Consider the following 22,133-nt stretch of genomic DNA (forward strand, 5'->3'; position numbering starts at 1 on the left):
ATTACAAAAGACCTTTTTTACTCAAAAACTCATGTGCAACTTCTCTAGGCTCTAAATTGTTGTTTTCTACATCATAATTCATTTTAGCCATTTCCTTGTCAGTCAAAGTATTTTCAACCATTTTAAATACTTTTGATAACTCTGGATGTTCCTCTAATACTTCTGAACGAACAACATTTCCACATTGATAAGATGGATAGAAGTTTTTATCATCCTTTAAAACTACAACGTCTGAAACACTATACTGACCATCAGTTGTAAATATAGGCATTACATCAATTTTACCCTCATTGATAGCTTGATATTTTAATCCAATATCTAAGTCAACTGTGTTTTTAAAGTTTAATCCATATGTATTACACAATGGAGTATATCCATCCTCTCTCTCATAAAAATCATATTCTGCTCCAAATGTTAATTTAGAAGATACATCCTTTAAATCCGAGATATTTTTTAAGTTATATTTTTCTGCAACTTCTTTTCTGACTGCCAACGCATAGCTATTAGAAAAACCATACATACCAGTCCATTGCATTTTAAGTTTATTTTTATATTCTGATTGTAGTTTGCTAAACATATCTTCAGTATATAATTCATTTTTCTTAAGTACCATATTCCAACCTGTCCCTGTATACTCTGGATAAATATCAAATTCTCCATTTTCCATAGCTGGCTGAATATTAGATGTTCCTCCGCCTACACCTTGTGTAATTTCCACTTTTAAACTTGTATTCTTTTCAATTAAAATATCCAACATCTCACCAAGAATATATTGTTCAGTCATAGGTTTTGTAGCAATATGAATAGTTTGAGTCTTCGAAGAATTAAAGAAATATGATGTAAAGATAGCTAATATGAGAATAAAACTACCTAGAATGTAAAAAACTTTTTTTCTATTTTTCTTTTTTCTTTTTATTTGAAAAAATCTCTCTACTAATCCTAAAATAAAATCAAATACTAAAGCTAATAAAGCGATAAGTATACTTCCAGTAATTGTCATTACTGTATTATTTGTCGTGATTCCTCTATATATGGCTACACCTAATCCTCCAGCACCTATAAACGAGGCAATACCAGCTAAGGCAATTGTCATAATAACCATATTTCTAATACCAGACATAATAACTGGCAAAGCTAGTGGAAGCTTTATTTTATATAGTATCTGAAAATCTGTACTTCCCATCCCTCTAGCCGCTTCAAGAATATTTTTATCTACATTAGTAATTCCAGTATATGTATTTCTAACCATAGGTAATAGTGCATAGATAGTAAGAGCAATAACAGCAGTAGTATTTCCAATTCCAGAAAATGGTATTAAAAATCCTAACATAGAAATCGACGGAATGGTATATAGAAAATTAATAGTTCCTAATATGGGTTTAGATGAACTATGAAATTCACTTACAATGATACCAATTATACCACCTAAAACTATTGCGATTATTATAGAAATAATAGAAATAGTCAAATGCTCTATAGATAATTTTATGAAAAAATCACTTCTCTCAGATAATAATGTCAAAATATCGTTTATCATTTATCTCACTCCTTTTTATGAGTTTTACTTAACAAGATTTAAATTTTAATTTAGTAATAGTACTCATTTTAATACATCAACAAATTATTCCATAAATTACATGTTAAAGTTATAATATTAAACTTGCAAGTAGGCACAAAAAAGTAACTATTAGAGAATATTTTCTTATATATTATCTATAAAAATAAGAAAAAATGCCAGAATCGTTAAAATTTTGATATTTAAACGAATTTCTGACACTATATTTATTTAAATTTGAATATTTCTCATATTATTTAATATTGTTAAGTTTAAGTATCATTTTACATACCCATTATATTTATTAATATATCATTTATTTATTATATTTTATTCATTATACTATATACTTTGCTGTTAATGATACTTTATTATTACATAATTGTTTTGGAGTACCTTCAAAGATTACTTTTCCGCCTTTTGTTCCTCCTTCAGGTCCCATATCAATAATCCAATCAGCTCTTTTAATTACATCTATATTGTGTTCAATTATTATAACAGTATTTCCATTATCTACAATTTCTTCAATTATATCTATAAAATTCTCAATATCAGCCATATGAAGACCTGTTGTAGGCTCATCCAATATATACACTGAACTTTCCTTATTCAATTCACTAGCAAGCTTTAATCTTTGACATTCTCCTCCAGATAAGGTATCAAGAGTTTGCCCTAAAGTAAGGTATCCTATTCCCATTTTTTCAATACATTGTAATTTTGTTTTAATTTGCTTTAGACTAAAAAATTCAATCGCATCTGATACAGACATTTCAAGAACTTCTATTATATTCTTCCCTTGAAACTTATATTCTAAAACTTCTTTTTTAAATTTTTTACCTTCACAAATATTACAAACGCTCTTTATACTATCCATAAAGGCAAGATTCATCTCTACTATTCCAGACCCTTTACAATTATCACAAGCTCCTTCTGAATTTGAGCTAAATAAAGAAGAATTCACTCCATTTGTTTTTGAAAATATACTTCTTATATTGTTCATAATGCCACTGTATGTTGCTAAACTTGACCTTGAATTTGCTGACACAGGGCTTTGGTCTATAAGCACAGCATTAGGATTTTGATTTAAGAATTCATCCTTAATTAAGGTACTTTTACCTGCTCCTGCTACTCCAGTAATTAAAGTCAGTACACCTTTAGGTATATTAATAGATACATTTTTTAAATTGTTTTTATTGCAATTTTTAATTTCTAAATATCCTCTATGTTCTCTTACATTTTCTTTAATAGGAAGAAATTTATTTAAAGCATTTCCTGTTACTGTCCCACTTGTAAGTAAATTTTCATAACTTCCTTCATACACAACTTCTCCACCATACTTACCAGCTTTTGGACCTACATCTACAATATGGTCTGCAATCTTAATGACATCTGGGTCATGTTCAACAACTATAATTGTATTTCCTTTATCACGTAATTGTTTTAAAAGTTTATTTAATTTATATACATCTTTAGGATGAAGACCTACACTTGGTTCATCAAATATATACATTAAATCTACAAGATTACTATTCAGATATTTAACCATCTTTATACGCTGAGATTCACCCCCTGATAGAGAAGATGTCTCTCTATCTAAGCTTAAATACCCAAGACCTATATCTATTATACTATTTAATTTTTCTATTATTCCCTTAAGTATAGGTTGGGCTTCTGGTTCATCTATATTTTTAATAATTTCAACTAATTCATCAATTTGCATACTAGTTAAATCTGCTATGTTATAGCCATTAATTAAAGACTTGTACACCCTTTCATGAAGTCTCCTTCCATTACAAACAGGGCATTTGTCTTCTATAAGAAGTTTACTCATTTTTTTCTTCGTAGCTTCAGAGATTTCTACTTGTTTACTTAAATATAGACGATTAAACTTAATTAACAATCCTTCATATGTCATATTAGTTTGACCAGCATTTTCTCCTTTAATCTTTTCTGCTTCACCATATAAGAATTTTTCTAACTCTTTTTCTGAATAATCACAGATTTTTTTATCAAGTTCAAAGTATCTTGATTCAGCAAATATATTCCAGTGCCAAGAACCCACTCCAAACCCTGAAAGCAATATAGCTCCCTCATTTAGAGATTTATTCATATCAAGAATATTATTCATATTAGGCATTAGCTTTTTTCCAAGTCCATGGCAGTCTGGACACATACCATCGACATTGTTAAAAGAAAACATGTTAGCATTACCTATACGTTCACTTCCAAATCTTGAATATAAGGTTCTTAAAAATGAGTTTACATCTGTAATAGTCCCTAGAGTTGACCTTGAATTGCCACCAAGTCTACTTTGGTCTACAATAATTGGAGTTGATAGATTCTCTATACAATCAGCTTTAACTTCTCCATACTTAGGTAAAAAACTTCTTATAAAAGTACTAAATCTTTCATTTAACTGGCGTTGGGATTCTTTTGCAATTGTCTCGAATACAATAGATGATTTTCCGGAACCTGATACACCTGTGAATATAGTTATTTTTCTTTTAGGTATTTTTAAAGATACATTTTTTAAATTGTTCTCTTTGCATCCTTTTAAAATTATAAATTCATTATTCATATTTTCCCTCCTACATTGTTTCTATTTAGATTTCTTGAAGTAAATAATAGTAGTGATTATGCCTAAATAAAATACTATTTTATTAGATTACCCATTATTTTTCATAAACACAGGTCAAATTATAGCATGTAGGTTTTATCTGGTAGTATAATGTAGGGTTTAATTTTTATAGAAAATATAAAAAAGTATCTCATCTATGATTTTAAAATCATAAATAAGATACGATATTTCTTAAAAAATTATATATTACTTTTAATAAATAAAAAAAAATGAGTATTTTAAATAAGATTAGATACTTTTGAAATAATTATTATTACCCATTATTACTAGAATCAAATCCGCCAATAAAAATTATAAATTCGTTAGATTGTAAATTATTTAATAAAAAATATTCCTAGTTATAATTTTATTTTTATAACTAGGAATATTTTTTACTTATCAATACTAATTGTTCTGCTACAAATATTTGCAACAATATCATCATGAGTTACAATTACGATTGTTTTGCCTCTATCATTCAATAACTTTAATGTTGACAATATTTTTTCTCTTGCTTTAGAATCTAATGAACCAGTAGGTTCATCTGCTAATATGAGTTCACTAGGTTTTAAAAGAATCCTTGCTAAAGCAATTCTTTGTTGTTCTCCACCAGATAAAGAATATATTTTTTTATTTAATGAAATTTCTAAATCCAAGTCTTTCAAAACCCTTAACTTTAGCAATTCCTTATCTTTTTTGTTCATTTTAGAGTAATATAATGCTACATCTAGATTTTTACCAATAGTATAATTATCAATAAGAGCAAAGTTTTGAAATAGATACGATATTTTATTTCTTAATAATATTTCCTTATTTCTTCTTGACAAATTAGTAACATCTTTTCCAAATAGCTCAATATTTCCACTATCAACTTTATCTAACAATCCAATTATATTCAAAATTGTACTCTTTCCAGTGCCACTTTTCCCAGTTATAGCAAGCATTTCTCCCTTTTTAATTTCTAAATTTATATTATTAAAAACTTCCTTATCTTTATAAAATTTTGTTATATTCGTAAGCTTACATATATTATTCATAAAGTTTATTCTCCTTTTAATATATTTATCTTATTCTTTCTTTTTAATATGGAAATAGATAAAAATGTAAATAAAAATTCAATAATAAAAAATGCTATATATATTAACATTACATTGGACTTTATTGATTTTGATAACAAGTACTCTATGGCTAGTTGAATAATCCATGTTGATGCTAATATTAGTAAAATATTTCCATATATTTTTAAAAATCCAGCACCATGAATACTTTTTACAATAATCTTTTTCTTAAGTATTTGAAATATTATCAAAGAATTTTGAAATATTATTATAGCAAAGACTATAATTATTACTATAATCTGAGTAAGTATATTTTTAATATTATATTTTAAAGTATGTATATAATTTAATATTAATTCATTACTGTTTATCAATGTAGTATAGTTATCACTTAGACTCCATTTATTTAGATATGGCAATAATGATTTATATGTTTTTTCTGCATCATTATCTTTTAATTTTATTTTAAGGGGATCTGTATTTCCTCCTCCCCAAATACCATACTTCTCATTAGGATAAGAATTTTTTTCGGTCATTACTTCTATAATTTCATTCTTTAATATATTATTATTCTGCTTTTTTACATCTGGATTAAATGAGAAAATATTTTGGTCATTTTTAGTCCAAATAATTTTAATTTTTTGAGAAAGAATGCTGTCATACTTTTTCCCTGTAAAATTATCTATTTCAAAATCGTATATAGATTTTCTACTATCAATTATATATTTCATAATTTTTTCTTTTTCATATTTATACTTTTCAGGAATTAATACAATCCAATTAGTATCATTTTCATCAACATTTATTTTTTCATTACTAATATTGTAAATCGGAAATTTTTCTAGATAATTTGGATTAACTACTAAAGTAAAATATCCATCAAAATACTTATCTTTTTCCCTATCATCTTCATAAAGATTAGATTTTATATATATAGACCCTTTTTTATTTAACAAATTATACAGTTTTTCCGTTGCATTAATCTCTGTTTCTGATTTCTCTAATCCATCATTTCCAACTAAAACTGGATAAATTGCACCATAATCTTTTACCTTATTCCAATTTTTTAGATTTTCTAGTTTATAGTTCAAAGTATCTATATTACTTATCAAAGAGATACAATTTGTAACCAATATAAAAACTACCACTATTTTAAAAGTATAATTGAATATTACTATAATAATATCAGAATTTTTATTTTTCAGATTCATATTGATATTACACCCGCTCATATACATATAAAAAACAAGTGATATTATACTGAAAAGTATAAAATAAAGTATTTGTTTAAATAATACAATAGATATAAAATCTCTAGGAAGACCAAAAAACAGAGATATTAATACTGAAAATAATATAAATAAAAAACAGGACACATTAATGTATTTTTGAAATAAATCATTCCAAATAGATTTATCCTTTATTCCATGAAGCTTATATATTGATATTTGTTTAGAATTATTAAATATTATAAAAATAATTAATAAAATACTAACTATTGCTGATATAAAAGTACACAATTGAAATAAAAAATTTGCTTTTTTATTCTGAATTTCATCAGTTTCTTCCGCTATTAAATCGCTTCGTTTTAAGTTAGTATTTAAGTTTTTATTTATTTCAGTAGATAAATTAGATAAAAAATCAGACATACTTATTCCATCACTAAGTTCTACTGAATATGTACCTGCAACAGGAAAATTTTCATACAGTTTATTAAAATCATATATTGATATTTTGTCATTATTTCCAAAGTCCTTTATCAATCCAATTTGATTTTTAGATTTTGTATTCTCTGTACCATAAAATTTATTACCTTCTAAATTACTTCTTTTAGAAAAGTTATCAATATCTATAGACTTAAAAAAGTCAGTTGATTTATTGTTTATTAATATATACTTTACATATTCAAATTCTCCATTTTTATTTGCTTTAGTACATGTTCTGTATATATTTACATTCATATTATTTGATACTTTTTTTATTATTTGATACATTTCTTTTCCAGAGGATAATACACCATCATTAGGGATACTAAAAGGACTAGCTATAGTTGATTCTAAATTATTTAACTCATTTGCTTTTTCTGAATCGTATTGACTAAAATTAACAGCATATAAAAATACAGAAAATATAAAAAGAAATAATACTAAAATTTTCTTCATAATATCACCTTTCTTTGTACAATAGATATTGCTTTATTTACATAAAAAGAGGCACTTAATTAGCCTCTTTTTATGTAAATGATTTATATTTACTAACGATTACTCCAGTATGCTTTTGCCTTTTCATATACCTTTCCAACAGCTCTTGCATGTGACGTTAATTTAGCTGGAACTTCATCATAATCTTTTGCACTTCCAACACGTGCAGTTGATGAATGTCTTTTGCTTTTTTGATAAAAATTAGATTTACACTCTTTCAAATATGACCCTGTTCCATTATTACGTATAGTTGTAGATGAATATTCCCATACGCCTCCACCTACATTTTCCTTCCCACTTGAATCTCTAGTTTGATTATCAGCAAATACATGAACACCACCTTCAGTTTCATTACTCTCAGCAAATACCACTCCAGTTATACCTAGGCATATTACTGCTGTACAAGTTAAAGACATTAGTTTTTTCATCATTCGAAAATCCCCCTTTATTTATTTTTTCATAAATATATAACGAACAACTATGCCTTTTTTGGACAATTTAACTAAATAATTATATATAAATAGAATATTAAAATTTTTTTAAATTATATAAATATATGAAGAGGATTCATTATAATTATATACACATTAATAAAAAATACATTATATTATTATATTCAATAAGAAATCTTTAAAAGAACTATTTATAAAGTAGACTAAAATAAAAAAGCCTTCTAACTGTAACATTGCAAATATTACAGCCAGAAAGCTTCTTAATTCTTAAAATTTATTAAGCTTAAAAATTTATTGAGCTTATTTTTTAATACAAATATGTCTATTGTTGATAAACTATACTTTAATTACTATATCAATATGACATTACTACATCAATATGGCTATTCCCATACTCTACATTTCCTTTAAAATCTCAAGCAACTCTTCTTCACTATACATATACTTCTTATTACAGAACTGACAACCAACTTCTGCTTTTTTATCTTCTTCTATTATTTCAGCTAATGACTTTTTACCGATTGCAACCAACGCAGTTTTTACTCTTTCTTTTGAACATTCGCACATAAAACCAACTTCACAAGTATCAAGTATTTTAGGCTCCAAACCATCTAAAACAATATTTAATATATCTTCTGGTGATTTTCCTTCCTTTAGCATATTAGTTATTGAAGGTAAGTTTGCTACATTTTCTTCTAACTTCGCTATAGTCTCTTCTTCTGCATCTGGCATCAATTGCACTATAAATCCTCCAGCAAACTCTACTTCATCTTCTTTTGTAAGCACACCTAAAGCTACTACTGATGGAGTTTGCTCTGATACAGCAAAATAATAAGTAAAGTCTTCTGCAATTTCTCCACTTACCAATGGATAAGTCCCGTTATATGGTTCTCTAAGACCTAAGTCTTTGATAACTTTTACAACACCTTCTGTACCTACCGCTGCTGCTACATTTAACTTTCCATTTGGATAGTCTTCAACCTCTACTTGTGGATTTCCCACATATCCTTTTACTATTCCCTTAGAATCTGCAGTTGCGATAATAGTTCCAATTGGACCTCCACCCTTTATTATTACAGTCAATTTATCACTATCATTTTTCATCATTAGTCCCATTATAGATGTCGCTGTTAACGTTCTTCCAAGTGCTGCTGTTGCTACTTTTGTAGTTTCATGTAATCTTCTAGCTTCTTCTACTGTGTTTCTAGTAGTTGCAACAAATGCTCTAACTTGACCATTTCCTGATGTTGCTCTTAGTACATAATCTCTCATTTATATTCCTCCATATTTCGTTAATTATCTCATTTCACTATATTATTATTTTAATTTTAATATATAAATACTTACCTATTTTAACCTTAGATAATAGTTCTTCTATATTAGATTTACTCTCAATCTATAAAACTTTATAATTATCAAAAAGTAACAGTTTATAAAGCATCATCACTTTGTTTTAATATATAAACCTGTATTTGTTGTATTTTCATATGACATTTATCTTCTATATACAAAATTTTTTTACATATAAAAATATCCTATTTTTTACACACAAAAAATATCCTTTGACTTTCTTCATTAGGTTTATCAAAAGTAAAATCTCCATAAGATTTTATATCTTTAAAACCAGATTTTTTAAGCATATCAACTATCTCATCTTCAGTGTACGCCCTCTGTTGGTGTACTTCTTCAAATCTTTCAAACTTTCCACATTCATCTTTAATAAAAAGGGTCAGTTCCATTTCAATTAGATTCTCTTCTTCATCAAAGTAATTTTGCCACATATACGCTATATCTTCTCTATTCTCTCCATACATATTATTTCCCAATACATTAGCTAATTTATAAAATGAACTTATATCAAATATAAATATTCCATCTTTCTTTAACAATTCATATGTCTTTGAAAATACATTTTCTAAATCATCATCATAAGTTATATAGTTGAATCCATCACAAGCACAAAGTACACAATCCAAATCAGATATTTCAAAATCAAGCTCTGATATGTCTTGTTGAAGTAAAACTAGTTCTACTCCTTCTTTTTCCGCCTTTTCTCTTGCTACACTAAGCATCTCATCAGATATATCGATACCAGCTATATCGTAATTCTTTTTAGTCAATGGAATTGTAAGATTACCTGTACCACATGCCAATTCCAATATATTTTTTACTTTTACACCTTCATAATCTATTATATCTTCTATATACTTAACCCATCCTTCATAATCAACTTCATTCATAAGCTCATCATATACAAACGCAAAATCACTATATTGACTCATCCTTTTTATTTAGCCCCTCTACAATCTTTTTTAGCCTCTTTTTGCGTGATGTAAGCATACCTCCAATTCTTCCAGCTTCCTTAGCTGTAAGTCCTGCCCATCCACGTTCACCAACTTTGTCCATAAGACCTAGTTCTGAGGCTATCTCATATTTCATTATATCATCATTTGTCAATATTTTAGTATTCTTGCCATTAGTTATCTTCTTTTCTCTCTGCATATTTTCTTTCAAAAAAATCACCCCTTCATATTTGTATTTTTGTCAATTAAAAGAAATTTATACAAATATGTAAGGGGTATTTATCAATTCACATCTTTTTAAATTTAGGCATTTTAACTTTTTAATCTTTATAATTTATTTCTCTAATCTATAGCCTTTTTATATTTTAATAACTTTGAATAAACATTCAATGCATTTACACATATCTTTTCATCAAAATTAAAATTTATATTATGAAGACCATTTACAAATCCTTTTTCTTCATTTCTTGAGCCTAACATAAAAAATAATCCTGGAACTTCTTTTTGATAATAAGAAAAATCTTCTGATATCATAAGTGGCTCTAACTCTACAACAGTATCATTTCCAACAGCTTCTACAAACTCTTGATACAATCCCTTGTCATTTTTAACAGCAATATAATCATCTATAATATTTATATTAACCTTACAGTTATAAGCTAATTCAAACCCTCTAGCAAGTTCCCTAACTCTAAGCTTCATTCTCTCATACACTTCTGGGCTAAAACATCTCATAGTACCTTCCATCTTTATATTTTCAGCTATTATATTTCTTCTAGCTCCACCTTCAATTCTACCAATAGTCAACACTGCATTGTCTATTGGACTTATATTTCTAGATACTATAGTTTGAAGTGAGCTTACAAAGTTTGAAGCTATCACTATACCATCAATTCCATTTTGTGGCATAGCTCCATGTCCACTTTTAGACACTATTTCTATGTCAATGTCTCCTATTTGAGCCATAAAGTAGCCCTCTCTTGTGCCTACATAACCTTCTGGTAGCTCTGGATATATATGAAGCCCATATATTTCGTCAACATTGTATTTTCTAAGCACACCTTTATCTATTAAAGCTTTTGCTCCCCCAGGACCTTCTTCTGCTGGCTGAAATATAAATACTATATTATCATTTAACTCTTCTTTATTATCATTTAAATACTCAATTAATCCAAGTAATATAGTAGCATGTCCATCATGACCACATAAATGTTTTACCCCTTCTTCACTATGAAGACCATCTATGTCAGCTCTAAAAGCAATATCTTTTTTAGGTCTTTTCCCTTCTATTACACCTACTATACCTGTTTCTAAGTAAACTTCATACTCAATTCCTAATTTATCAAGATAATCTCTTATGTATTTTGAAGTCTTATACTCTCTTCTCCCAATCTCTGCAATAGGATTTAATGACTTCCTATGCTTATAAAGTTGCTCTTGTAAATATGATGCCTCTCTCATGTAATCTCCTCCAAATTCTATTTTATTAAAAAAATATTTCTATATCTCTTATAGTTAAAATATTATATAACATACTATATTAATTAAAAATAAAAAACTAAATTGAATATAAAAATATTTTGCATTATTAAATAATTCACCATTAATAATAATTCCCCTGTTTCATAAATCAAAACAGGGGAATTATTATTAAAAAATTTCATTTTTTAGCAAGAGAAGAAATGTTTAGCAAGTCCACCCTTAGCAGTTTCCTTATACTTATCCAGCATATCGATACCAGTTTCTTTCATTGTTTCAACGACTTGGTCCAAGGAGACGGAATGTGAACCATCAGTTAATAATGCATAATTAGCTGCATCATAAGCTCTTTGAGCTGCCATAGCATTTCTCTCTATACATGGAATTTGAACATATCCATGTACAGGGTCACAAGTCATTCCTAGATGATGTTCAAGTGCTATTTCTGCCGCATATTCAATATGGTCTATTGTACCACCTTTTAAATATGCTACTGCCGCTGCTGCCATAGAACAAGCTGCGCCAACTTCACCTTGACATCCTACCTCTGCCCCAGATATTGAAGCATTAGTTTTTATTATATTACCTATTATTCCAGCTACAAGTAGTGCTTCAATTATTTTTTCATCATCATAATTATAGAAATCCTGCATTGCAAAGAATATTCCTGGTATTACACCAGCAGAACCACAAGTTGGAGCTGTAACTATTATATTACCAGAAGCATTTTGCTCTGAAGTTGCTAGTGCATATGCATATATAAGTGTTGAGAAATTCTTATCTTTTTGATATGCATTATAAAATGTACTTGCTCTTCTTTTTAATAATAGTTTACCTGGTATTGTTTCATCCGTACTTAGTCCATCATCAATAGATTTTCTCATAGCATCTTTTATAGTTTTTATATAATCTTTTATGTCTTCTGGTTCACATTCCAACACAAAATCTACTAAAGTCTTGTCATTTTCTTTACACCATTTTACTATTTCATCCATTGTATCTAAGTGATATATGCTCTTACTTTTACTGTTTCTTTGACCTTCTTCTGCTATAGTCCCTCCACCTATAGAATATACAGTCCATTCAGCTGTTACATTTCCATCTTTATCTAAAGCTTCAAACTTCATTCCATTTGGGTGAAAATCTTTTATAATATCTTCTTTCCAAACAATTTCAACTTTTTTAGGTGCTATGGTTTTTTCAATTATATAGTCAGTTAAGTGACCTTTCCCTGTAGCTGCCAAACTACCATATAATATTGCTCTAAAACTTTCTGCATCTGGATTTTCATTCTTAAATCTTTCTGCTGCTCTTTGTGGTCCCATAGTATGAGAACTTGAAGGTCCACTTCCTATTTTAAAAAGTTCCTTTAAAGTATCCATATTATTCCTCCTGAATCTTCGGTATTATTACTTATTATTAGATTTTACGCACATATTTATTATAACCTAAATATATTAATTATTAGTTATTAAATTCGCATAAAATTTATTTTTTATTTCCATTTTGGTATATTTTATTAAATTAATATACATATTTTGAGAATAAAACATTTATTTCAAATTTTTATAATATTAATATAATATAAATATCTTATTTAAACAGTTAAGATATTAACTATACCTATTAAAATTAATTAATTTGTACTATAATTATTATTGTACTTAAAAAATTAAATTTAGATAAAAAGGAGATTTGATTATATGTTATTTAAAGGTTCTGCTGTTGCTTTAGTTACTCCATTTACAGAGGATAATAATGTCGACTTTGAAAAATTAGGTGAATTAATCGAATACCATATTGATAATGACACAGATGCACTAGTTGTTTGTGGAACAACAGGTGAGGCGACTACTATGAGTGAATCTGAAATTTTTGCTGTAATAAAATATACAGTTGAAAAAGTTAATAAAAGAATACCTGTTATAGCAGGTACTGGTTCAAACAATACTATGTTGTCTGTTCATATGAGTCAAGAAGCTGAAAAATTGGGAGTGGACGGTCTTTTAATAATAACTCCTTACTATAATAAGACTAATGAAAGAGGTCTTAAACTTCATTTTGAAACAATAGCAAATAGCGTTAAGTTACCAATTATTTTATACAATGTACCAGGAAGAACTAAAGTAAATATAAAGCCAACTGTTGTGGCTGAACTTGCTAAAATAGATAATATAGTTGCTGTGAAGGAAGCTAGTGGAGATTTAGCTCAAGTTGCAGAAATAGCTAAATTAGTGCCTGAAGATTTTGCTATATATTCCGGTAATGATGATACCATACTACCACTATTATCATTAGGTGGAAGTGGTGTTATCTCTGTACTTGCTAACATCTGTCCTAAAGAAACGCATGATTTAGTAGCTAAATTCTTTGAAGGTGATATTGAAGGCTCAAAAAAATTACAACTTGATATGGATGCTTTAATTGCTGCCTTATTTATAGAAGTAAATCCAGTTCCAGTTAAAACTGCCATGAATATTTTAGGTTTTAATGTTGGAGATTTAAGACTTCCTCTAGCTGAAATGGAAGAATCTAATCTTAATGTGTTAAAACAAGAGTTGACAAATTTTGGATTTAAATTTTAGCAATATATATATAAATAAGTTGATTTTTTCTTAAATATGTATTATTATTAGAATAATCAAATTTTAATATCCTATTAACCTAGGGTAGAGGTAGCTGTAACTAAGAGTATCCAATAGTAGCTGGCAGGTGTTAATGATTGGAAAAAGGATTTACAGCCGAAGAAAATATTTCTTGCAATAATATTTTCTGGGATTGCACATAACATGTGTAATACTGTCACTTATTTTTATAGGTGATGAGCTACAGGGTTTACTTTGAGTGATAAATTAGACGTACAAAGTATACCTTTGTGCGTTTTTTGTATATAATTAAAGTTGTTAATATAATATTAAAGTTTTTGGATATATAAAAATATTAACATATCTTACTTGTATAACTAAAATCAAATAAAACAATGTTTTAATAATTTAAAATTGGGGTGAATTTATATGAAAAAAGTAAATGTGGCAATAGTTGGTGCTACTGGAATGGTAGGTAGAACATTTTTAAAAGTATTAGAAGAAAGAAATTTTCCAATAGAAAATCTATTTTTATTCTCTTCTTCTAAATCAGCTGGTTCTAAAGTAATGTTTTGTGGTAAAGAATATATAGTAGAAGAATTAAAGGAAACTTCATTTACTGATAGAGGCATACAAATAGCATTATTCTCTGCTGGAGGAAGTATTAGTGAAAAGTATGCTCCAATAGCTGCTTCAAATGGAATCTTAGTAGTAGATAACTCTAGTCAATGGAGAATGAATCCAGATGTACCTTTAGTAGTTCCTGAAGTTAACCCAGAAGCCATAAAAAATCATAAGGGTATAATAGCTAATCCTAACTGCTCTACTATACAAGCTATGGTTCCTCTTAAAGCACTTGATGACAAATACAAAATTAAGAGAGTCGTTTACTCTACTTACCAAGCTGTATCTGGTTCTGGTGTTAAAGGTGTTGAAGATTTAGAGAAAGGAATGAATGGCAATCCTACTGGATTCTACCCTCATCAAATCTCTTACAACTGTCTTCCTCATATAGATTCATTCACTGAAAATGGATACACTAAAGAAGAAATGAAAATGGTAAATGAAACTATGAAAATACTTGATAACTACGACTTAAAAATAACTGCAACTACTGTAAGAGTTCCAGTAAAAAATGGTCACAGTGAATCTATAAACGTTGAATTTAACAATCCATTTGAATTAGAGGATTTAGTAAAAACACTTGAAGAGGCTCCAGGTGTTGTAGTAGTTGATAATCCTGCTAAAAATGAATATCCAACTGCTGTAGAATTTGATGATAGAGATGAAGTATTTGTTGGAAGAATAAGAAGAGATTTTAGTGTTGATAATGGTGTAAATCTTTGGGTTGTTGCTGATAATATAAGAAAAGGCGCTGCAACTAACGCAATTCAAATAGCTGAAATGGCTTTATCATACGATTTAGTATAATGTACAAACTTGTATAAATATATGATTTTGTAAAATATTAATAATAATTCAAAAACAAGCATTAGAAGTAACTGTAATATAAAACACAAAAATAAAAAAGAGGGGATTGATTTTATATGATATTTAGAGGTTCTGCTGTTGCTCTAGTTACACCATTTACAAAGGATAACAAGGTTGATTTTGACAAATTAGGTGAATTAGTTGAATACCAAATAGCTAATGGTACTGATGCTATAGTATCTTGTGGTACTACTGGTGAAGCTAATACTATGACTGATGAAGAACAACTTGCTACTATTAAGTATGTTGTAGAAAAAGTTAATAAAAGAGTTCCTGTTATCGCTGGAAGTGGTTCTAATGATACTATGCACTCAGTTAATTTAAGTCAAGAAGCTGAAAAATTAGGAGTAGATGCTCTATTAATAATAACTCCTTATTACAATAAAGCCAATAAAGCTGGGCTTAAACGTCATTTTGAAACAATAGCTAATAGTGTCAAACTTCCAATTATACTTTACAATGTCCCTGGAAGAACTTGTGTAACTATAAGTCCTAGCCTTATAGTTGAACTTGCTAAAATAGATAATATAGTTGCTGTAAAAGAAGCTAGTGGAGACCTAGGACAAGTTGCAGAAATAGCTAGCTTGATACCAGATGACTTTGCTATCTACTCTGGTAATGATGATACTATACTTCCTTTGTTATCTTTAGGAGGTCAAGGAGTTATATCAGTACTTGCTAATGTTTGCCCTAAAGAAACTCACGATTTAGTAGCCAAATTCTTTGAAGGCGATATTGAAGGTTCTAGAAAATTACAACTTGGTATGGATGCTCTGATTGCAGCTTTATTTATAGAAGTAAATCCTATACCAGTTAAGACTGCAATGAATTTATTAGGATTCAATGTTGGAGATTTAAGATTACCTCTGGCAGAAATGGACCCAGCAAATTTAGAAGTATTAAAGAAAGAGTTAGTTAACTTTGGACTAAAAGTTAATGCATAGTAAAAATTAATGCATAGTAAAAGGATAAGTTTGGTCAAAAGTTAGCCCTTAATCATAGGAGGAAATTATGTTAAAAGTTATAGCAACTGGTTATGATGGAAAAATGGGTAAGATTTTAGCCGACACTATAAGAGAAGATAGTGAATTAGAATTGGTTTGTGTTGCAGCTAGAGGTATGGATAGCTGTGAAGGTGACCTCAAAATCTATGAAGATATGAGCACTATAGTTGAAGAAGTTGATGTAGTTATAGATTTTTCTCATCACTCTAATTTAGATAATATCTTATCTTATGTTTTAAAAACGAAGACTCCTTTAGTAATTGCTACTACTGGATATAATGATGAAGAAATGAACAAAATACATGAAGCGGCTAAAGTTATTCCTATATTCCAATCATATAATATGTCTCTTGGTGTAAATGTATTAGTGAAATTGGTTAAAGATGCATCTAAATTATTAGAAGGATTTGATATAGAAATAATAGAAAAACATCACAACAGAAAAGTAGATGCCCCAAGTGGCACAGCTGTTATGATTGCTAACGCTATAAAAGAGGTTTTACCAAACGTTGAAAATAATTATGGTAGATATGGTCGCAGTGCAAAAAGGCAACCAAACGAAGTTGGTATTCACGCTATAAGAGGTGGAAACATTGTTGGTGAACATGATGCTCTATTTGCTGGAGATGATGAAGTCCTTACAATAAGCCATCAAGCCCAATCTCGTGGTATTTTTGCAAGTGGTTCTATAGCTGCTGCTAAATACTTAGTTAAACAAAAACCAGGATTTTATAATATGGACAGTATGTTAGGATAATAACAATAATATAATAATAAACAGTATAAATCAAATATATATGATACAAATATATATGATAAATAAATTTACTTAATACTATGCTTATACAATAAAAAATCTGTAAAATAAAATATAAATAATGAGAAGTAAGTATATACTAAAATTGATAAATAAGTATATAATAAAAGAAATATAATGAAATACAAGGAGAATTAACAAATGGTAAATTTAAACGATGCTTATGAAATAGCAAGATATATAAAAGAAGTAAAAAAGAAAACACCTGTTAAGGTATATGTAAATACTAATTCTTTACATTTCCAATCAACTGATAAATTTAAAGTATTTGGAAGTAATGGTTCTTATATATTTGTAGGTGACTATGAAGATATAATGGAAGTATTAGATAAACATGGTAAAGATATAACAGATACTCATGTAGAATACGATAGAAGAAATTCTGCTATTCCTCTAAAAAATACTTTAAGTGAACATGCAAGAATAGAGCCAGGTGCAATAATAAGAGACATGGTTACTATAGAAAAAAATGCTGTTGTAATGATGGGAGCTGTTATAAATATAGGAGCTGTTATTGGTGAAGGTTCTATGGTAGATATGAATGCTGTTATTGGAGCTAGAGGTACTCTTGGTAAAAATGTTCACTTAGGTGCTGGTGCTGTTGTTGCTGGTGTTTTAGAGCCACCTTCTGCTACTCCTGTTATAGTTGAAGATGATGTTTTAATAGGAGCTAATGCAGTCATTCTTGAAGGTGTTAGAATCGGTAAAGGTGCTGTTGTTGCAGCTGGTGCTGTTGTAACTACTGACGTAGAAGCTGGTGCTGTTGTTGCTGGTTCTCCTGCTAAGGTTATAAAAATGAAAGATGAAAAAACGGCTGACAAGACTAAACTTATGGATGACCTTAGAAGTTTAGACTAATTAAATAGTAATGTATTAACTAAGAACGAGGCTATCTCAAAATAGAGATATGCCTCTTTTTTATAATTTATCTTATTCCTCACTTGTAATGTTTTTATTATTATTATATATTTTTAATTCCTTCAATTTTGATTTTTAAGTAAATTTTGTGATATATGAACCTATATTTAATATAGATTAAATCTAAGTTCAATTTTTTAATATCTAGTAAATTATACTCTTATTATTTTTAATATTGTTTTATATAAATTATATTAGTGATAAAATAAACTTACAACAATATAACAAATTTTTATTAATTTCATAGGAGGAATTTATGTTGAAAGTTATAATTAGTGGTTATAATGGTACAATGGGAAGAGTATTAGCAGAATGTGTAAAAAAAGATAGTGAATTAGAGCTAGTTTGTGGTGTAGCTAGGTCTGCTGGTAAAAAAATATCTCATGGTGATACAAGGCTTTATAAAACAATTACTGATGTAAATGAAAATGCTGATGTCATAATAGACTTTTCACATCACGAAACTTTAGAACCTATCTTATCATATGCACTAAAGAATAATACACCTGTAGTATTAGCTACTACTGGATATGATGAGAGTGATTTAAACAAAATAGAAGAAGCATCAAAAAATATTCCTATATTATTATCATCAAATACATCTCTTGGAGTAAATATTTTAATAAAATTAGTTAAGGATGCTTCAAAGATGTTAGAAGGCTTTGATATTGAAATCATAGAAAAACATCATAATAGAAAAGAAGATGCTCCTAGTGGAACTGCTACTATGATAGCCAATGCAATTAAAGACTCCTTGCCTGAAAGTATAAATACACATGGAAGATATGGTAGAGATTGTAAAAGAAAACCAAATGAAATTGGAATACACTCTATAAGAGGTGGCAATATAATCAGTGACCATGACGTTATATTTGCAGGTGATGATGAAGTTCTTACACTAAGTCATCATTCTCAATCTGATGAGGTGTTTGCAAACGGTTCTATAGTTGCAGCTAAATTTTTAGTTAGCAAACAATCTGGGCTTTATAAAATGTCAGATATATTAGGATAAATTTTGTACATAATAAATCTCAATCTATTTAGATATTCATATTTGATAATTTGAATACTTAATTGATTGAGATTTTAATATATATTCTAAGAGTTTCCAACTTGTATACTGTCCTTTTGTCTATAAAGACTCTCTTCTCTATTATTTTATTTATTACTATATAGAACCATATCATTTGCTATTTTATAGTTTTCTTTATTTGTCATATTAATTATTGTATTCTATAGACTGATACATGCCCAGCTGGAGAAGTACCTGTCGTACCTGAACCAAATGTAAAACTTAAAGTAACAGCTGCTGCTCTAGCGTCAACCAAAAAGCTTAAACTTACACTTACATCTGATGAAGTAAGTGTATTTACTGCTTTTGCAACAAAGTTGTTTTGAGCTACTCCATTAAAATTAGTAGTAATTGACATAAATCCCGCAAGAGAAAGTATAGCACGTATACCAAAAGATACATTATATATGCCTCCAACTGCAAGATTTATGGTACTACTTGTTGGAAAAGTTATATTAGTTCCATTTATAAATGATGAGTTAAATGTTACTAGTGAGTTATTCCCAAGGCTTGAAGATGATACAGTAAATTGTGCATTGTTTGATGCTAATACCCCTGTTGCTCCTGTTGGACCCGTTGGACCTGTTGCTCCATTTGCTCCGGTTGCTCCTGTTGCTCCGGTTGCTCCTGCCACACCATTTGCCCCTGTTGGGCCTGTTGGACCTATTACACCTGCTGTTCCTGCTACTCCAGTTGCTCCTGTTGGACCTGTAGAACCTGTTACTCCATTTGCTCCGGTTGCTCCTACTGCTCCTGTTGGTCCTGTCGCTCCTGTATTTCCGGTTGAACCTGTTGGACCAGTCTCTCCATTTGCTCCTGTCGCTCCGGTTGCTCCGGTTGAACCTGTTACTCCATTTGCCCCTGTTACTCCGGTTGCTCCTGTTACTCCTGTTGGACCTGTTGACCCTGTTACTCCTGTGTTTCCGGTTGGACCTGTTACTCCATTTGCTCCGGTTGCTCCTGTATTTCCTGTTGGACCTGTAGAACCTGTTATTCCATTTGCTCCTGTCGCTCCTTTGTTTCCTGTTGGACCTGTTATTCCATTTGCTCCGGTTGCTCCTGTATTTCCTGTTGGACCTGTTATTCCATTTGCCCCAGTTGCTCCGGTTGCTCCTCTAGGACCGGTTGGGCCTGTTGGACCGGTTGGACCTACATCTTGATACAAGCTTGAACCTAAATTGTCATTGTAAGCACTCATATAATAAATCCTCCCTATTTTAAAATTAGAGCAATACTCTATGACTATTGAGTATTGCTCTAATTAATTATATGAATCGACAATTTCTTATGTGAGAATATATCTATTCACTTATATCAATATCTATACTTTGATTATTAAATGTTGTTACATTGTTGCCTTTCTTACCCCAGTCTTCTATTATTGGAGTCACACTTATTTTTTTAACATCTTTTTTAATTTCGTATTCTAAATAAGATTCAACATAATTGCCTTTAGAATATCCTAAATCATAGCCTCCAGAACCACTAAGAAGCTCTAAATTTTTTCCTCTTCCACCTTTAAGTGCAAACTTTAATATCTTTGGTGCATTATCATCCTTATCAAAATTATATTTATTAGTCTTAAATCCATATATTATCCTAACCTTTGTAGGAGAAACTCTTACTTCTTTCAATATTAAATCAACATCAACATTTTTATTTTTTAGTTTTACATTCTTATCTACATTATAAATCCTTGTATCTTTAACTATATTTGAACCATTTATATTTGTATTAAATGACCAATTCCCACTAAGATACCCATTTAGATGTTCACCTTCTACTCCACCCATATTTCCTATTTCTATTTCTTTTGATGTTTTTATATCCTTGTTTAACTCATACTCTACTTTATTTATACTTATCTTTATATCGTAGTTCTTATTTAAATCTATGTTTTTTAATAAATCAAAATTTTCTATATCACTTTTCCCATCTTCATTCTTATCCAAATTATCAAGTTTACAGGTCATAAGCATATTAGTAGTACCATCTTTATTTTTTTCTGATGTAGAAGGACCTGTTATTGAGACAAAGTTCATATCTCCAACTTTAATTTTAATATCATCAATTCCTAAGAATCCATTTTCTTTCTTTAATCCCAAAGTATCTTTATCAAGCTTACTATCATCAACACTTATATTGAGGAATAGTTCTCCATCTCCAAGCATAATCTCATTTAACTTTATGCTGATTCCTTTATCTGTAGCAACACTATCCACAATCTTTTTATAAGGTTTAAGTTCTTCAGTATCCTTATTAAAGAAATATTCTATTTGTTTTCCTAGATGTTGCATATATGCTAGAGTAGTTTTATTAGTAAATGCAGATGTGCCTAAAATAATTACTGATAATCCCCCTACTAGAGCATACCTCTTAAAATTATTATTCTTATTATATTGAACCTTAAATTTCATTCTCTTTTTCATCTCATCTTTTTCTTCACTACTCAATACAACATCATCATATTCTCCTATATCTATATTTGTATCATTAAATAAATCAAATTTATCTCTCATAAAATTCTCCTTTTCTTCTATATTTTCTATATTTAAACCATTTACTATTTTTAATTCTATAC

At 28.8% G+C, this 22,133-nt stretch carries 18 protein-coding genes; 6 read left to right on the forward strand and 12 right to left on the reverse strand.

The window, feature by feature from the left end; translation table 11 throughout:
* Position 1: 1 nt before the first annotated feature.
* The 10 genes from JJC02_15790 to JJC02_15835 form a co-directional block, all read right to left on the reverse strand.
* Complete coding sequence (locus tag JJC02_15790; protein UDN54314.1) at positions 2-1,537, reverse strand: ABC transporter permease subunit; 1,536 nt, start codon at positions 1,535-1,537, stop codon at positions 2-4.
* 355 nt (positions 1,538-1,892) lie between these two features.
* A complete protein-coding gene (locus JJC02_15795) occupies positions 1,893-4,133 on the reverse strand; it encodes an excinuclease ABC subunit UvrA (protein ID UDN54315.1) in 2,241 nt (746 codons plus the stop codon).
* A gap of 431 nt (positions 4,134-4,564) precedes the next feature.
* Complete coding sequence (locus JJC02_15800) at positions 4,565-5,209, reverse strand: putative bacteriocin export ABC transporter (GenBank protein ID UDN54316.1); 645 nt, start codon at positions 5,207-5,209, stop codon at positions 4,565-4,567.
* A gap of 5 nt (positions 5,210-5,214) precedes the next feature.
* On the reverse strand, positions 5,215-7,392 hold the full coding sequence (locus tag JJC02_15805) for a DUF1430 domain-containing protein (GenBank protein ID UDN54317.1): 2,178 nt from the start codon (positions 7,390-7,392) through the stop codon (positions 5,215-5,217).
* Between the two features lie 92 nt (positions 7,393-7,484).
* Positions 7,485-7,862 carry a hypothetical protein gene (locus JJC02_15810; GenBank protein ID UDN54318.1) on the reverse strand — a complete coding sequence of 126 codons (378 nt, stop codon included), beginning with the start codon at positions 7,860-7,862 and terminating at the stop codon, positions 7,485-7,487.
* A 417-nt stretch (positions 7,863-8,279) separates the two neighbouring features.
* Positions 8,280-9,155 (reverse strand): Hsp33 family molecular chaperone HslO, encoded by an 876-nt coding sequence (gene hslO / locus JJC02_15815; GenBank protein UDN54319.1) that lies wholly within the window; start codon positions 9,153-9,155, stop codon positions 8,280-8,282.
* 263 nt (positions 9,156-9,418) lie between these two features.
* On the reverse strand, positions 9,419-10,165 hold the full coding sequence (locus JJC02_15820; GenBank protein ID UDN54320.1) for a methyltransferase domain-containing protein: 747 nt from the start codon (positions 10,163-10,165) through the stop codon (positions 9,419-9,421).
* Positions 10,152-10,397 carry a small, acid-soluble spore protein, alpha/beta type gene (locus JJC02_15825; GenBank protein ID UDN54321.1) on the reverse strand — a complete coding sequence of 82 codons (246 nt, stop codon included), beginning with the start codon at positions 10,395-10,397 and terminating at the stop codon, positions 10,152-10,154. The genes JJC02_15820 and JJC02_15825 overlap by 14 nt, the downstream gene beginning before the upstream one ends.
* Before the next feature lie 131 nt (positions 10,398-10,528).
* Positions 10,529-11,647, reverse strand: coding sequence for an N-acetyldiaminopimelate deacetylase (locus JJC02_15830; protein UDN54322.1), 1,119 nt, complete (start codon positions 11,645-11,647; stop codon positions 10,529-10,531).
* Between the two features lie 206 nt (positions 11,648-11,853).
* Positions 11,854-13,047, reverse strand: coding sequence for an L-serine ammonia-lyase (locus JJC02_15835; GenBank protein ID UDN54323.1), 1,194 nt, complete (start codon positions 13,045-13,047; stop codon positions 11,854-11,856).
* A gap of 321 nt (positions 13,048-13,368) precedes the next feature.
* Between JJC02_15835 and JJC02_15840 the strand changes: the two genes are divergently transcribed.
* The 6 genes from JJC02_15840 to JJC02_15865 all read left to right on the forward strand — a co-directional run bounded on the left by JJC02_15840 (position 13,369) and on the right by JJC02_15865 (position 19,492).
* Positions 13,369-14,250: a 4-hydroxy-tetrahydrodipicolinate synthase gene (locus JJC02_15840; GenBank protein ID UDN54324.1), complete on the forward strand. Its 882-nt coding sequence runs from the start codon at positions 13,369-13,371 to the stop codon at positions 14,248-14,250.
* 429 nt (positions 14,251-14,679) lie between these two features.
* Positions 14,680-15,681 carry an aspartate-semialdehyde dehydrogenase gene (locus JJC02_15845; protein ID UDN54325.1) on the forward strand — a complete coding sequence of 334 codons (1,002 nt, stop codon included), beginning with the start codon at positions 14,680-14,682 and terminating at the stop codon, positions 15,679-15,681.
* A gap of 116 nt (positions 15,682-15,797) precedes the next feature.
* Positions 15,798-16,685 carry a 4-hydroxy-tetrahydrodipicolinate synthase gene (locus JJC02_15850; protein ID UDN54326.1) on the forward strand — a complete coding sequence of 296 codons (888 nt, stop codon included), beginning with the start codon at positions 15,798-15,800 and terminating at the stop codon, positions 16,683-16,685.
* Positions 16,686-16,752: 67 nt separating this feature from the next.
* Positions 16,753-17,502 (forward strand): 4-hydroxy-tetrahydrodipicolinate reductase, encoded by a 750-nt coding sequence (locus tag JJC02_15855; protein ID UDN54327.1) that lies wholly within the window; start codon positions 16,753-16,755, stop codon positions 17,500-17,502.
* A gap of 201 nt (positions 17,503-17,703) precedes the next feature.
* A complete protein-coding gene (dapD, locus tag JJC02_15860) occupies positions 17,704-18,420 on the forward strand; it encodes a 2,3,4,5-tetrahydropyridine-2,6-dicarboxylate N-acetyltransferase (GenBank protein UDN54328.1) in 717 nt (238 codons plus the stop codon).
* A gap of 316 nt (positions 18,421-18,736) precedes the next feature.
* Entirely contained in the window at positions 18,737-19,492 is a 756-nt protein-coding gene (locus JJC02_15865) for a 4-hydroxy-tetrahydrodipicolinate reductase (GenBank protein ID UDN54329.1), read from the forward strand.
* A 211-nt stretch (positions 19,493-19,703) separates the two neighbouring features.
* Here JJC02_15865 and JJC02_15870 read toward each other — a convergent pair whose 3' ends face one another.
* Positions 19,704-20,750 (reverse strand): collagen-like protein, encoded by a 1,047-nt coding sequence (locus JJC02_15870; protein ID UDN54330.1) that lies wholly within the window; start codon positions 20,748-20,750, stop codon positions 19,704-19,706.
* A gap of 103 nt (positions 20,751-20,853) precedes the next feature.
* Positions 20,854-22,071 carry a DUF4179 domain-containing protein gene (locus JJC02_15875; GenBank protein UDN54331.1) on the reverse strand — a complete coding sequence of 406 codons (1,218 nt, stop codon included), beginning with the start codon at positions 22,069-22,071 and terminating at the stop codon, positions 20,854-20,856.
* Positions 22,072-22,133: the final 62 nt, after the last annotated feature.

It is taken from the genome of Clostridioides sp. ES-S-0054-01 (assembly GCA_021561035.1).
Lineage (GTDB): Bacteria > Bacillota > Clostridia > Peptostreptococcales > Peptostreptococcaceae > Clostridioides.

What these genes read in the sequence shown, in the direction of transcription:
- JJC02_15790 (UDN54314.1), bottom strand. Translation starts at nt 1,537, where the DNA reads ATGATAAACGATATTTTGACATTATTATCTGAGAGAAGTGATTTTTTC.
- JJC02_15795 (UDN54315.1), bottom strand. Translation starts at nt 4,133, where the DNA reads ATGAATAATGAATTTATAATTTTAAAAGGATGCAAAGAGAACAATTTA.
- JJC02_15800 (UDN54316.1), bottom strand. Translation starts at nt 5,209, where the DNA reads ATGAATAATATATGTAAGCTTACGAATATAACAAAATTTTATAAAGAT.
- JJC02_15805 (UDN54317.1), bottom strand. Translation starts at nt 7,392, where the DNA reads ATGAAGAAAATTTTAGTATTATTTCTTTTTATATTTTCTGTATTTTTA.
- JJC02_15810 (UDN54318.1), bottom strand. Translation starts at nt 7,862, where the DNA reads ATGATGAAAAAACTAATGTCTTTAACTTGTACAGCAGTAATATGCCTA.
- hslO (UDN54319.1), bottom strand. Translation starts at nt 9,155, where the DNA reads ATGAGAGATTATGTACTAAGAGCAACATCAGGAAATGGTCAAGTTAGA.
- JJC02_15820 (UDN54320.1), bottom strand. Translation starts at nt 10,165, where the DNA reads ATGAGTCAATATAGTGATTTTGCGTTTGTATATGATGAGCTTATGAAT.
- JJC02_15830 (UDN54322.1), bottom strand. Translation starts at nt 11,647, where the DNA reads ATGAGAGAGGCATCATATTTACAAGAGCAACTTTATAAGCATAGGAAG.
- JJC02_15835 (UDN54323.1), bottom strand. Translation starts at nt 13,047, where the DNA reads ATGGATACTTTAAAGGAACTTTTTAAAATAGGAAGTGGACCTTCAAGT.
- JJC02_15840 (UDN54324.1), top strand. Translation starts at nt 13,369, where the DNA reads ATGTTATTTAAAGGTTCTGCTGTTGCTTTAGTTACTCCATTTACAGAG.
- JJC02_15845 (UDN54325.1), top strand. Translation starts at nt 14,680, where the DNA reads ATGAAAAAAGTAAATGTGGCAATAGTTGGTGCTACTGGAATGGTAGGT.
- JJC02_15850 (UDN54326.1), top strand. Translation starts at nt 15,798, where the DNA reads ATGATATTTAGAGGTTCTGCTGTTGCTCTAGTTACACCATTTACAAAG.
- JJC02_15855 (UDN54327.1), top strand. Translation starts at nt 16,753, where the DNA reads ATGTTAAAAGTTATAGCAACTGGTTATGATGGAAAAATGGGTAAGATT.
- dapD (UDN54328.1), top strand. Translation starts at nt 17,704, where the DNA reads ATGGTAAATTTAAACGATGCTTATGAAATAGCAAGATATATAAAAGAA.
- JJC02_15865 (UDN54329.1), top strand. Translation starts at nt 18,737, where the DNA reads ATGTTGAAAGTTATAATTAGTGGTTATAATGGTACAATGGGAAGAGTA.
- JJC02_15870 (UDN54330.1), bottom strand. Translation starts at nt 20,750, where the DNA reads ATGAGTGCTTACAATGACAATTTAGGTTCAAGCTTGTATCAAGATGTA.
- JJC02_15875 (UDN54331.1), bottom strand. Translation starts at nt 22,071, where the DNA reads ATGAGAGATAAATTTGATTTATTTAATGATACAAATATAGATATAGGA.